This is a genomic window from Microvirga sp. 3-52, from assembly GCF_018383585.1.
In the GTDB taxonomy this organism is placed as follows: Bacteria; Pseudomonadota; Alphaproteobacteria; order Rhizobiales; family Beijerinckiaceae; genus Microvirga.
The window spans coordinates 40776-53577 of record NZ_JAHAMK010000030.1; the positions used below are offsets into that span (position 1 = coordinate 40776).

At 61.9% G+C, this 12802-nt stretch carries 9 protein-coding genes and 3 pseudogenes; 2 read left to right on the top strand and 10 right to left on the bottom strand.

The window, feature by feature from the left end:
• Positions 1 to 102: 102 nt before the first annotated feature.
• The 10 genes and pseudogenes from KHP60_RS19430 to KHP60_RS25260 form a co-directional block, all read right to left on the bottom strand.
• Positions 103 to 1704, bottom strand: a complete 1602-nt coding sequence (locus tag KHP60_RS19430) for an FGGY-family carbohydrate kinase (RefSeq protein ID WP_213565960.1) — start codon at positions 1702 to 1704, stop codon at positions 103 to 105.
• Positions 1705 to 1760: 56 nt separating this feature from the next.
• Complete coding sequence (locus KHP60_RS19435) at positions 1761 to 2489, bottom strand: SDR family oxidoreductase (protein ID WP_213565961.1); 729 nt, start codon at positions 2487 to 2489, stop codon at positions 1761 to 1763.
• Between the two features lie 22 nt (positions 2490 to 2511).
• Entirely contained in the window at positions 2512 to 3771 is a 1260-nt protein-coding gene (locus KHP60_RS19440) for a sugar ABC transporter permease (RefSeq protein WP_213565962.1), read from the bottom strand.
• Complete coding sequence (locus tag KHP60_RS19445) at positions 3768 to 4592, bottom strand: ATP-binding cassette domain-containing protein (protein WP_213565963.1); 825 nt, start codon at positions 4590 to 4592, stop codon at positions 3768 to 3770. The genes KHP60_RS19440 and KHP60_RS19445 overlap by 4 nt, the downstream gene beginning before the upstream one ends.
• Positions 4593 to 4674: 82 nt before the next feature.
• The gene (locus KHP60_RS19450; protein WP_213565964.1) at positions 4675 to 5751 is read right to left on the bottom strand and encodes a sugar ABC transporter substrate-binding protein; all 1077 of its coding nucleotides are present in this window, start codon (positions 5749 to 5751) and stop codon (positions 4675 to 4677) included.
• Between the two features lie 178 nt (positions 5752 to 5929).
• Positions 5930 to 6811: pseudogene (locus tag KHP60_RS19455) on the bottom strand (AraC family transcriptional regulator); the annotation flags it as partial.
• Between the two features lie 397 nt (positions 6812 to 7208).
• Positions 7209 to 8666 (bottom strand): adenylate/guanylate cyclase domain-containing protein, encoded by a 1458-nt coding sequence (locus KHP60_RS19460; RefSeq protein WP_213565965.1) that lies wholly within the window; start codon positions 8664 to 8666, stop codon positions 7209 to 7211.
• A 7-nt stretch (positions 8667 to 8673) separates the two neighbouring features.
• Positions 8674 to 9510, bottom strand: a complete 837-nt coding sequence (locus tag KHP60_RS19465; RefSeq protein ID WP_249688940.1) for a DUF2182 domain-containing protein — start codon at positions 9508 to 9510, stop codon at positions 8674 to 8676.
• A gap of 80 nt (positions 9511 to 9590) precedes the next feature.
• Positions 9591 to 10241 carry a DUF1326 domain-containing protein gene (locus KHP60_RS19470; protein ID WP_213565966.1) on the bottom strand — a complete coding sequence of 217 codons (651 nt, stop codon included), beginning with the start codon at positions 10239 to 10241 and terminating at the stop codon, positions 9591 to 9593.
• A gap of 505 nt (positions 10242 to 10746) precedes the next feature.
• Positions 10747 to 10941: pseudogene (locus KHP60_RS25260) on the bottom strand (RidA family protein); the annotation flags it as partial.
• A gap of 278 nt (positions 10942 to 11219) precedes the next feature.
• Between KHP60_RS25260 and KHP60_RS19475 the strand changes: the two are divergent.
• Positions 11220 to 12373, top strand: a protein-coding gene (locus KHP60_RS19475; RefSeq protein WP_409366301.1) for an IS3 family transposase whose coding sequence is annotated in 2 segments (ribosomal slippage) — positions 11220 to 11610 and positions 11610 to 12373 — 1155 coding nt in all. Because the reading frame shifts where the segments join, the coding sequence is not laid out codon by codon here.
• Between the two features lie 122 nt (positions 12374 to 12495).
• Positions 12496 to 12741 (top strand): annotated as a pseudogene (locus tag KHP60_RS19480) (integrase core domain-containing protein); the annotation flags it as partial.
• Between the last annotated feature and the right edge of the window lie 61 nt (positions 12742 to 12802).

Consider the following 12802-nt stretch of genomic DNA (forward strand, 5'->3'; position numbering starts at 1 on the left):
GTCACTGTGCGATTGCGTCGTGTTCAAGACGTTTTCGGAGGAGCGGGGGCCTCCCCTTTGAGAGCTTCCCCTATCAAGCGATGCTGATTTTCAAAGACTACCCTATCTGATAGTCCGTGCAGTCTGTTGAAGCATTTCGAAAGCTTTGAAGCGCTTCTCGTGCCATTCCGCCGTCATAGGGTTGGGATGGTAGGTTCGTCCAATCGCCGACATCGACGACATAGCCTGTGCAACGTCGAGATGCTGGCCCGCCGCAACAGCTCCAAGGATCGCAGATCCAAGGAGCACAGGCTCCTCCGATGTAGGGGCCGCAATGACCTTTCCCGTCGTGTCAGCGAGAAGCTGACGCACGAGGGGACTCTGACCTGCGCCGCCGCTCACTACGATTGTGTCGATTAAAACAGCGTTCTCGGCCTGTACCTGCACGATCTGCCGAGCGCCATAGCCAAGACCGCATATTCCTGCGAGATAAAGAGCGACGAGGCCATCGAGATCAGTGTCCATGCTCAGCCCGGCGATCAAGCCGCGCGCATCGGGATCGGAGAAAGGAGCACGGTTACCGAGGAACTCGGGAACCACGTGCACGTCGCCGACGAGGCGCGCTGCCGCCGGCGCGCCACCGCGCCGCTCAGCCTCCTGCGACAGCCAATGGCTGAGACCGATCCCGCTTTCACGGGCCATCTTCGCGGCCTTCTCCGAAGCCGGATGCATTTGAACCAAGTGATCGATCGCGGCACCCGCCGCCGATTGGCCGCCCTCATTGAGCCACAGCCCGGGGACCATGGCAGAGAGGTATGGTCCCCAGACGCCCGGCACGAAAGCCGGCTGCCGGGTCGATGACATGGTGCAGGCGGACGTGCCGAACACATAGGCCATGCGGGTCAGCACATTGCCCACGTTTCCGCGTGCGCCTACAGTTCCAACCCCGCCGGCATGGGCGTCGATGAGGCCCGCCGCGACGGGGGTTCCAGGCTCCAGACCAAGATCAGCCGCCGCTTGCGCGGTCAGACCATTGCCGAGGGCGGTGCCGCCCGGCACGATCTCGGTGCCGATTCGCCGGAAGGATTCGTCGGCTAATTGCCCGAGCCCAACCCTTCGGAAATAGCCTTCATCCCACCGGTTCTCATGGGCCAGATAGGTCCATTTGCACGTCACGGTGCAAACGGATCGCGCAAGGCTCGCGGTGGCCTTCCAGGTGAGAAAATCTGCCAAGTCCATGAACTGCCATGCGCCCGTGAAGGTTTGGGGCATGTTCTCCGCGAGCCACAAGAGCTTCGGGGTTTCCATTTCCGGAGAGATGGAGCCCCCGACGTAATGCAATACAGTCTCGCCCGTGCCATTGATCCTGCGCGCCTGCTCAGTGGCGCGGTGATCCATCCAGACGATGATGTTGCGCTCAGGGTCGCCAGACGGCCCGACGGCCAAGGGTTGGCCATTCTGTCCCAAGACGACGAGGGAGCAGGTCGCGTCGAAGCCGATGCCCGCGACGCTCTCGGTCGGAACGCCCGCCTTGCTCACAGTGTCGCGCACGCTGGTGCAAACGGCCCGCCAGATATCGTTGCTCGACTGCTCCACGATGCCCCCGGATTCATGCCAGATCGCGATATCCGCTTTGGCAGAGGCGAGCAGGTTGCCATGCTCGTCGAAGAGACCGGCGCGTGCGCTGCCGGTGCCGACATCGATACCGAGGAAATGATTTGCCATGACCGTTCAATCATCCAGAGAAGGTTCTGAGGAGCGATGCCCTGCGCCGACGCGCATCACAGGTCGTTGCTCTGCGGCAGGATGACGAGGTCGCGAATGGTGACGTTCCGAGGTCTCGTCAGCATGAACAGGACCGCTTCGGCCACTTCAACAGGCTGCATCAGGCCGCCCGCCGCCAGCTCCGCATTGAGCTTCTCCTTCGGCCAGTCCTTGATCAGGGCCGTGACCACGGGTCCGGGTGCGACGGCGCCGACGCGTAGGCCGTGCGGGGCAACCTGCCGTCGGACCGTGTGCACGAAGGCTTGTACAGCATGCTTGGAGGCGGTGTAGATCGGCTCCCACGCTACAGGAACAAGGCCGGCGATGGAGCTTGTCACGATGATGTCGCCGGTCTTGCGCTCCACCATGTGCGGAAGCACGGCGTGGATGGAGCGGAAAGCGGCATTGATGTTGAGGTTCAGCATCCGGTCCCAGGCATCCGGATCTCCCTTCAGAATCTCGCCGCCGATATAGGAGCCGGCATTGGCGTGAAAGATGTCGAGCTGACCTGTCCGTTCGAGGATCTGGGGCATCATGCGCGATACACTCGCCGGATCGGTGATGTCGATCAGCATGGGAATGGCTTGTGGACCGAGTTCGGCGCAGGCGGCGTTCAGCGCTTCCTCGTCGCGATCGACCAGCACGACGCGCGCGCCTTCGGATAAAAGGATCCGGGAGCATTCGAGGCCGATGCCAGAGGCCGCTCCGGTGATGGCGGCGACCTTGCCGGATAGTTTCTCACCCATGGTTTTTTCCTTCTTGTTGGGTTCAAGCCCGGCCATGGGATGCGCGCGAGCGGCGTGCCAAGGAGTCGACGATGACCGCAATGGCCAGCACGGCGCCGGTAATCATGTACCGAAGCGATGAGGAGAGATCGAGCAGCGTCAATCCGCTGGCGATCGACTGGATGACGATGATGCCGAGCAGGGCGGAATAGGCGCTGCCGCGGCCGCCGAACAGGCTGGTTCCACCAATAACGGCGGCGGCGATGGCGTTCAGGTTGACGTCGCCGGTGCCTGCCTGCTGACTTGCGGAGGCCAGACGCGCGGCGGAGAGAATGCCTCCGGCTGCGGCGAAACCTGAGCAGAGCACGAATGCGGTCATGTAGATGAAGCGGACATTGATGCCCGCGCGGCGCGCAGCCTCGCGGTTGCCGCCCACCGCCAGCATCTGGCGGCCCCATTTTGTGCGCGTGAGGGCATAATTCATCACCGCGACCAGGCCCACGAAGAGGCCGAACATCCACGGGATGCCGCGATCGAGGTTGAGGTAATAGACGATGAACTCCAGAACGACGGTGACTGCGACGGAGCGCAGGAGCAGGCTGGTCAGCGGCTGAGGCGACAATCCCGCCTCGCGCCGCCGGGCCGCGGTCCGGTAGCCCAGCACGAACATTACGAACCCAGGAAGAGCCGCAAGAGCGTAGGATACCGGGTCCGGCATCACGAGCAGCTGGCCGAAGTTCACCAGGGGCGCTTCATAGGGCAGGTTGATCGAGCCAGTGGAGCCGAGCAGGTAAAGCTGCAGGCCCAAGATGGATAGAAGGCCCGCCAGGGTCGCCACGAAGCTCGGCATGCCGAAACGGTTGAACAGGACCGCATAGAGCGCGCCGATTAGAGCGCCGAATAGGAGCGCAGCCAGAATGGCGATCGAGACGGGCCAGCCCTGGTTGACCCAGAGCACGCCGACGAGCGCGGACGCGAAGCCGCTGACGGATCCCACCGACAGATCGATTTCGCCGACGACCAGGATGCAAACGATGCCTAGCGCGATCACGCCGACGGTCGAGCAGTCGAACAGGAGATTGACGAGATTGTTCGGTGCCAGGAACACCGGGTTGAGGCTTTGAAAGACCGTCCAGATGATTGCCAGGCCGACCACGACCGGAACCGAGCCGAGATCGCCCGAGCGGACCCTGTCCCAAAAGGCGCGGACCGAGCCGCCGACCCCTTCCGCATGTTTCACGCGCTCGTCGCTGCGGTCGAGAAGCGCAGCTGCCTGTGCGTTTTGTTCCGCACCCTTTGTCATGGGCGTCCCTCCGGCGCCGGGGCTTGTCCGCTTTGCGCCTGGCGTCGGCTCGCGCGGCGCGAGACCGAATTGTTCGCAGCGCCCGTGATGGCGCTGACGAGTTCCTGGTTCGACGCGTCGGGCTCGAAGACGCCGTTGTTCCGGCCGAGCCTGAGCACGACGATGCGGTCCGCGACCGCGCGCACGTCCTCCATGTTGTGGCTAACCATGATGACCCCAAGTCCCCGGTCGCGTACGCGCTCGATCAGGTCGAGCACCTCGGCCGTCTGAGCGACGCCGAGGGCGGCCGTGGGTTCATCCAGGAGAATAAGCTTGGGTTCGAGCAGCAGAGAGCGAGCGATGGCGACGGTCTGGCGCTGGCCGCCTGAGAGAGAGGCCACGGGCTCGCGCACGCTGGGGATGCGCGCGGACAATTCGTTGAGCAGGGTCCAGGCCTTCAGCTCCATGGACACCTCGTCGAGCCGGTAGGGGCTGAGCTCCCGGCCGAGGAAGATGTTGGCGACCACATCGAGATTTTCGCACAGGGCGAGATCCTGAAACACGGTCGCGATCCCAAGGCCGAGCGCAGCGCTGGGATCTGCGAGCGTCACCGGCTTGCCGCGGAAAGTGATCGATCCGGAACTCGGCTGGTGCACGCCTGCCAGGATCTTGACCAGCGTCGACTTGCCCGCACCGTTGTCGCCGACGAGGGCCACGACCTCACCTGCGTGCACGTCCAGATCAATATCAGTCAAAGCCGAAACGGCGCCGAAATGCTTTGAGATTCCGCGCAGGCCGAGCACCAGTTCGCCCATGTCGCGCAGCTCTTGAGTTCTGTCCATTCTTCCCTAACCTCAAAGGCGTCCTTTTAGCCCCACGCATGATGTCCGGCCGCCGGACGGGCGGCCGGACGGAGTTTGCCGTTTACTGGGTGATGCCCAGCTTCTTGCAGCCCTCCGCATAACGGCCCGAGCAGAGCTGTTCGGCCGTATTGATCTTCTTGTCGATGATCTCCGCCTTCAGGTTCTCTGCCGTGATCACGGCAGGAACGAAAAGCTTGGACGGCGTATTGAAGAGCGTCGTATCAGCCTTCGGCGTTTCGCCGGCCAGGAGCTGGACGGCGACATTGGCGGCGGCCGCGGCCACGATCTCGCTCGGCTTTGAGATCGTGTTGTACTGATCGCCCGCGATGATCAGCTGAAGAGCTGCGATCGTCGCGTCGTTGCCGGTGACCGGCGGAACCGGATTCATGCCGGCGGCCTTGAACGCCGCGATGGCGCCGCCGGCCGTCCCGTCATTGGCAGCCACGACGCCGAGAATATTCTTGTTGAAGCGGGTGATTTGACCGCTGGCCCATTGCTGCGCCTTCGGAGGCGCCCATTCTGGGGTGTCGAATTCGGCCAGGATCGAATAGCCGCTGTTGTCGAGACCTTCGTGAATGCCCTTCTTGATCAGGCCCGCGGCCGCGTCCGTTGGCGAGCCGTTGATCTGCAGAACGCCCGTGCCGCTCCCGGCCGTCACGTTGGCTTTCTTCAAATGCTGCACCAGCGAATCCGCGATGGACTTGCCGATGGCCTGGTTGTCGAACGAGACATAGAAATCAGCCTTCACATCGGGGACGGGGCGGTCATAGGCGATCACCTTGATGCCCTGGCTCTGCGCCTGCCTGACCAGCGAGACGGCTGCGGCGGAATCGACCGGATCGAGCACGATCGCCTTCGCACCCTGAGAGATTGCGGAGTTGAATTGCTGCTGCTGGCGCGACACGTTCGCATCGGCGTTCTGATAGATGACCTTGCAAGTCGGGCAGAGCTTTTCCATTTCTGCCTTGAAGCCGGGGAAGTCGTGCTCTTCGTAGCGGGTGGACGCCTGGTCGGGCATCAGGAACGCAACCGTGGCGTTGGACACCTTCGCGTTCTGGGCCACGGCAACGCCGGTTCCGGCAAGTAGGGACAGGGTGAGCGTCGCAAGGCCGCCGAGTTTCCATGAAGACTTGATCATTCGTTTCTCTCCCAGTGGTACTTGTTATAGGCTAGGCGAACTGCTTGTCTTGTCGACAAGCCCGACAGGAACGTGCCGCTCCTTAGTGCGCCCTTAGCAGAGCGCTTCTTCTCGCGAGTCCCCTTGCGGAGCCCGTTGTTCTCTCGATGATTGAGGTGGTGTTTTCTGGCCCTCCCTGAGCAGCCTTGGCCGTGTTGCTGTTATCGAGCAGCAGACGCCGGAACCGGGAGGGCGTCATGCCCTTCTCGGCCAGGAACTGCCTGTTGAAATTGGACAGATTGTTGTAGCCGACCTCGTAGCAGATGCTGGTGATCGAGGCCTTCTCGTCACTCATCAGGATCTGGCATGCGAGATTGATACGCAGCCGCTTCACGTATTGCACCATAGACATGCCGGTGTGCTGGCGAAAGGCGCGCGACAATCCGCTCGTCGATTGGCCGGCAATCACCGCGAGATCCCCCTCGCCGAAGGGCCGTGTCAGGTTCTCGCGAATATAGGCGAGCGCCTTGTTGATTCCGGCGGACATGTAGCCGGACGGGTCGGGTAAATAGCTGGCGCTGGCCAGCATCCGCGATCCTCTCGCCCGGCTCAGCAATCCGGCGATCATCATGAATAATTCGATACGGCGCACGCCCTGGGCGTCCATCGCCTCGGCCATAAGAGGCGCGATCTCGCAGCTCGTCTCTTGGCTGAAGAGCAGGCCGCGTCGGGACGACTCAAGGACCGGCGCCAAGAGCGCGAGTTCAGGCAGCGCCGTCATGGCTCCGCTGATGAAGCCCTCGCTGAACTGGATAATGCGGCAGCGGAGCGGAACGATCGTGTCCTTCGGAACGTCACTCACCCAGTTGTGCGGAAGGTTCGGTCCGGTCAGCACCAGGTTGCCGGGCTCAAACTCGCCGATGAAGTCGCCAACGAAATAGCGGCCCTTGGTGGCAACCACCTGATGTAGTTCGTATTCGGGATGAAAGTGCCAACGCACGGTACGATAAGGGTAGCCGTGCGACCAGGCAGCGAAAGACTCGCCAGGCCTAATCTGGACGACTTCGAGATCCGGCTCCATGTCCGTTTCCTCCAGGTCGATACGTGTACCTGCATCGGCCCTCGCTCCCGGCCGGCCAACTTTATGTCGGCTCTCGCTGGCACTGACGGTAATCTCCGGCACCGACACCCGCCAGCACGTTTTTAAGCCTCTGCCGATACTTTTTTGACATTCGGCAAGAAGGATTCCCATCGATATGGATACTGCTCTGGCCGAGAGCGCCAGCCTGCAGCTTATCCGGCACTCCTGCGAACTGCTGAACAGAGTTCACCCTTTGGTTGTATAATCGAGATACAATGTAGCCCGTTGCGTGACTTTGTTGCCGCCGTCGGAGGTCGTGCGATATGGCCCTTATGGTCTGGAAATGGCACGTTCCGGAAGTAGGTCGCATTTCCGCGAAGCGGCGAACAGCAGACGTTTACACAGCCGGAGAATTCGCGGAACGGATCCGGAAGACTGGCATCTGCTGATGTACCCCCTTCAGCTGGGCCATCTCTTGCTCCATGACAAAGGGCGCCAGAATGTCTTTGACGCCCGGTGCGCTCAGAACTTCACCCGTCAGACAGATCTCCTTTGCGTCCGAAAGGCTCTGAACGCGGGCTGCGATGTTGACCGTTTGACCGAAGTAGTCGAGGCGCTCGTTTAGCGTGACCGCGATGGCCGCTCCCCTGTGAATGCCGACCTTGAGAATGACCTCCCGGCTCGGCAAGCGGTTATTGAAAGCTTCCATGTCCTGCAGCATCGCAAGTGCAGCCCGGACGGCATCCGCCGGCTCGACGAAAGCCGCCATGACGGCATCGCCGATGGTCTTGATGATGGCACCACCATGCCGGACCGTGACATCTCGCAATCGCTCGAAGTGCTGCTGGACCAGCGACAGGGCGTTGAGATCGCCGATTCGATCATAGAGGTCCGTCGAGCCTTTCAGGTCGGTGAAGAGCAACGTGATGTCCCGCACACCGATCCCCTCGACCGCCCGAATTGCTTCCGAGCGAAACAGGTCCCGAAAGGTCTGAGTCGCCAGCAGGCGGCTGCCTGACAGGTTGGACAGGAAGTCGAGTTCGGGGATCGCCAGGATCGGCAGGTCCTTGGCAGGGACAGCGGAGATGCCAAGAAATCCTTGCTGACCTGTGTCATTCTCGATCTCAAACACAATCTGGCCTGGCGCCACGGTGCCCACAGCTGGATCGCAGCGGTTGCCCAGGTAGCGGATGCGGGCGACTTGAGGTGACGTGGCCGGTTCGCCTTCAACTCGGAAGTCAAAACCGGCATCAGTGTCGGGTCCCCACGCATGCAGAAGCCCTTCCTTGGCGTCGACCTCGAGCTGGGTCATTCCTGGCGGCAGGTAGCTGACAGCGGCGGTCCAGGACCTGAGCATCTGGACAAAAGGTGTTCCGTCGGGTAGCAGTCCCTCGTCCGTCAGCTTGTAGGCGAAGGCAAAGTCTTGAGCCGAAAGGGTCTCGGGCCTGTGGAATGTGATCGGCCGGATCTGTGGCGAGACCGTGAAGGTGACCGCGATATAGTCGTCGAGCGCGGCCTCCAGATCGGCCCGGCACATGGCACAGTGGAACTGATTGCGCACCCCCTTGAGGCTGCCAAAGCTCTCGACCACGCAGGAACAGGCTGAGCAGAGCAGCAGCCAGTCCATCTCAAAGAGGCCCAGAAACGTTCCGTACAGGAACAGATCGATGGCTTCGGCCTCGGCGATGTTTTTCTCGACGGCGAACCGGATCGGATTGATGCGGAACAGGGCGGCGTCATCGGCCGCCCGGATGTGGCTCTCCAGCTTGGAGACCACGCGAGGGCTCCAAGCGCGAGCTGCCTCCAAGGCAGCGAGGCGCTCGTCCAGGATTTGTTCGTGAACCAGCGCTTCCATCGCGCACCTATCCTGGCCCGCTGCCGACGGCCGCGGCAAGCCATGGCATCAAAGCGGCGCCGCTACCAACAGCCACCCCGAGGATGAGCAGCGCAAGGCCGATGCCCGCCGATGCCCGCTGGCCCAGCGGCAGCAGCTTTTCGATGGCAACCACAAGCGTCAGCAAAAGCATCCAGGCCACGCTCATCACGCCAGCGGCGACCAACACGGCGAACAGGGCCCAACAACAGCCAAGACAATAAACGCCGTGCCGAAGGCCCATCCGGAGAGCACCGAAGCGACCATTGCGCCAGTGAAGGGCAACAAACGCCAAAGGTGAGCGGCAATGGGCAAGGCACGTACGCTTGAGCGGAGTGAACTGATACAGCCCGGCGCCGACCAGAACGGCCCCGAGGGCGAGAGGCGCCCAACGCTCCCGCTCGGCGCTGGACAGGTGGGGGACAACCGAGCTGCCGGCTTGGCCAAGGATGTAGACGAGCAGGCCGGTAGCCAGCCAGACCAGCAGGTATCCGGCAATGAAATTCCAGGTCGGGATGGCCATGGTCCGGGTTCGCCGCGCCTGGGCGGCTGCGAAGGTCAGCACCATTGGTGTCATGGCGGGAAGCATCATCGCCGCCATCATCACGGTCCACATTGCCACAAACACAACCGCTTCCTGCAGCGACCAGCCGACTCCTGGCATGCCCGTCACCACCATTCCGTTCATGCTGTCCATGCTCATGCCATCCATGGCCGAGCTGGTAGGTGCCGCGATGCCCGGCGGCTCGGCCATGACGAAGGCTTGGTACAGAGTCAGCACCCAAGCTCCTGCCGTCAGGACGCCCAGCGACAGCAGCAGGGACAACCGTGCCCGTGCCGGAGAAACCGTTAGGTGCGGCCTTGCAAAGCGGCCGGTTCTGTTGGAAGTCCGCACCAGCACACCTCTCAAGGCGAGACAGGATCCGGTCCAGCCCAGTCAAACGGAATGTGCTTGCTCGACCGGCTCTCGCCGGACCATTGGAAGCCAAATCCCTCTGTGCGCACATCGACTGATCGGCCCCAGGTGGCGACTTGCCCGGGTCCGACCTCGGATCCCGGCGGATTGAGCATCTGGACCCGCTGACCCGGCGGTGTTGTCGGCCCACTCAGGGCCTCCGCTCGCCCGACGACCCGGTTTGGGATCTCGGCTCGCCAGAAGGCAAGGTCGTCCGCGACTTCAAAGGTGATGGGGACGAATTCGATGCCCCGGAATTCTCCGACCAGAGCGGCAAACTGGGCGGGCCAGCCGCCGGCTTCGCCTGCAAAGATCTTCTGCAGGGCCTCGCGCTGCCGTTCGTCCGCTGTTTCATCGATAAAGAGGCCCATTGCAACAGTCGCATCTCCTGCCCATACGTTGCCCTCAAAGGCGGCGAGGGCGAGCAGATTCAGGTCATCTAATTGGACCTCGCCAAAATGACCCTGCCGCACATGCCACGCCAGCATGCCCTGGCAGGCGTTGTTCGTCGGGGCTTGGGCAAACTCACAGGGGCAGGGGATATCGCAGCTGCAGATATCGAACCAGTCGCCAGCGAGACGCCATTCAGGGACCGTTGCCATTGGATGTCCCTCCGTAAAGATGAAGTCTTACTCGGATCTGCGGCGGTGAGCGTACGGCTTGGCGCTAACGAAACTACAAACCATTACGCGATGGCACAGCCGGATCGGGTCACTTCAAAATACTACCATCCGGCAGACCCAACAATGGCGACCAAACCCGCAACCGCCTTTCTCAGGCGGGTTCACCTGACGGTTATCTGAAGGGCCAAGCTCCACTGTGGCTGCTCCCACTGATTGGACATCGGGAGAGCGAGACAAAAGTGAGCGGAAGGTGGGGACTTGAGCTCGAAAATCACTGAGCCGAAGGTTGTGCCACTGCAATCTGTGGCGCGAAACTCAGGCATTCGCCCTTTGCGGCTGTCCGGGCAATTCTTCCGCCCTACGTCGCTGGTCGACCCAAAGCGGCCGAAGAACCCAGAGGTCGAACGGCACGATGGACCATCGCCACAGAGAATGCCGTCCGACGTGGGCCGAGCGGCCTTCCCAAAGTTTCCGCCAAAGCGCCCTATCGATCGACTACAGCTCGGAACGTGATCTCAACGAGCTGTTGCGGGAAGGCGAGTCGTGACACGCCAATAAGGTTGCTCGCGAGCTGCGGTATCTCTGCTCCATAAACCTGCTTGCGAACCTTGGAAGCTGCACTAAACGCCGCGTCGACGTCCAACACGTACAGTGTCTCCTCTACGACGTCGTCGAATGAGAGAGCTGGCTCGGGAAATTTGGACAGAGGGATAAGTGGAGTTTCTGCCTGACCGTAGCCAGAATGGCTGCCGAACAGGAGAGACCATGAGCAAGCGACCCCGCCGGAACCACTCTCCGGCTNCCCCCAACGGCCTTGGTGTGCCACAGTGGAGGTGTTGAACACCACTTGAGGGAGGCGTCCATGCGAGAGGAGAGCTGGCTCGGGAAATTTGGACAGAGGGATAAGTGGAGTTTCTGCCTGACCGTAGCCAGAATGGCTGCCGAACAGGAGAGACCATGAGCAAGCGACCCCGCCGGAACCACTCTCCGGCTTTCAAAGCGAAGGTGGCCCTTGCTGCCGTGAAGGGTGAGAAGACCCTGACCGAGCTGGCCCAACAGTTCGATGTGCATCCCAACCAGATCACCCAGTGGAAGGCGCAGTTGCTCGACGGAGNTTTCAAAGCGAAGGTGGCCCTTGCTGCCGTGAAGGGTGAGAAGACCCTGACCGAGCTGGCCCAACAGTTCGATGTGCATCCCAACCAGATCACCCAGTGGAAGGCGCAGTTGCTCGACGGAGCCGCCGGCGTGTTCGGGCCCGAGCCCAAGGCCGAAACAGGCACGCCGCCGGTGGATGTGAAGACCCTGCACGCCAAGATCGGCGAGCTAACGCTGGTCAACGATTTTTTGGAAAGCGCGCTCGGCAAAGCCGGAGTGTGGCCGAGCGCAAAGCGATGATCGACCGCTGCCATGCCCTGCCACTCGCCCGGCAGGCTGAGGCGCTCGGGATCAGCCGGGGGAGCGTCTATGATGCGCCCCGGCCGGTCTCAGCATCTGATCTGGCCCTGATGCGGCGGATGGATGAACTGCATCTCGACTATCCGTTTGCGGGCAGCCGGATGCTGCGCGACCTGCTGCTGGCGGAGGGCTTCACGGTCGGACGCCTGCATGTTTCCACGCTGATGAAGCGGATGGGCATTGAGGCGCTCTATCGCAAACCTAACACCTCCAAGCCGGCGCAAGGGCATCAGGTCTATCCCTACCTGTTGCGCAAGCTGCCGGTGACGCGACCCAACCAGGTGTGGGCCATGGACATCACCTACATCCCGATGGCTCGCGGGTTTGTCTATCTCGCGGCAGTGGTGGACTGGTTCAGCCGGCGGGTTCTGGCCGGGCGGCTGTCCATCACCCTGGAGGCCGCGTTTCGCATCGAGGCTGTGGAGGAGGCGCTGGCCCGGTATGGGCGGCCTGAGATCTTCAACACCGATCAGGGGAGCCAGTTTACGTCGACGGCCTTCACGGATGTCCTGCTCAAGAACGAGATCGCGATCAGCATGGACGGCAAGGGCGCCTGGCGCGACAACGTCTTTGTCGAGCGGCTCTGGCGCAGCATCAAATACGAGGAGGTGTATCTNTTTCTGGAGGATCGGGTGCCTCGGGTTCGGATGGAATAGGCTTTGGCAACTGAAGGTGCCCCGCAGGCGTGTTTCGTCTGGCCGGAAATCTTGTACAGCCGACCCGTTACCAATCTGCCCCACAAAACCTTATGCTCTCCTTCACGGATGTCCTGCTCAAGAACGAGATCGCGATCAGCATGGACGGCAAGGGCGCCTGGCGCGACAACGTCTTTGTCGAGCGGCTCTGGCGCAGCATCAAATACGAGGAGGTGTATCTGAGAGCCTATGACAGCGTGTCCGAAGCCCGCAGCTCGATTGGCCGCTATCTGACCTTTTACAATGGCCAGAGGCCTCATTCATCCCTTGACCGCAAGACACCCGATCAGGCCGACTTCGACCCGCTGCCGCAACTCGCGGCGGCCTAACCCCGGCAGACACTCCACTTCGCCAGCCGAAAACGCTGTTCAACCAAACCGAGCCACCTCA

Coding starts and splice junctions, on each gene's coding strand:
- KHP60_RS19430 (WP_213565960.1), bottom strand. CDS start 1,704: ATGGCAAATCATTTCCTCGGTATCGATGTCGGCACCGGCAGCGCACGC.
- KHP60_RS19435 (WP_213565961.1), bottom strand. CDS start 2,489: ATGGGTGAGAAACTATCCGGCAAGGTCGCCGCCATCACCGGAGCGGCC.
- KHP60_RS19470 (WP_213565966.1), bottom strand. CDS start 10,241: ATGGCAACGGTCCCTGAATGGCGTCTCGCTGGCGACTGGTTCGATATC.
- KHP60_RS19450 (WP_213565964.1), bottom strand. CDS start 5,751: ATGATCAAGTCTTCATGGAAACTCGGCGGCCTTGCGACGCTCACCCTG.
- KHP60_RS19460 (WP_213565965.1), bottom strand. CDS start 8,666: ATGGAAGCGCTGGTTCACGAACAAATCCTGGACGAGCGCCTCGCTGCC.
- KHP60_RS19440 (WP_213565962.1), bottom strand. CDS start 3,771: ATGACAAAGGGTGCGGAACAAAACGCACAGGCAGCTGCGCTTCTCGAC.
- KHP60_RS19445 (WP_213565963.1), bottom strand. CDS start 4,592: ATGGACAGAACTCAAGAGCTGCGCGACATGGGCGAACTGGTGCTCGGC.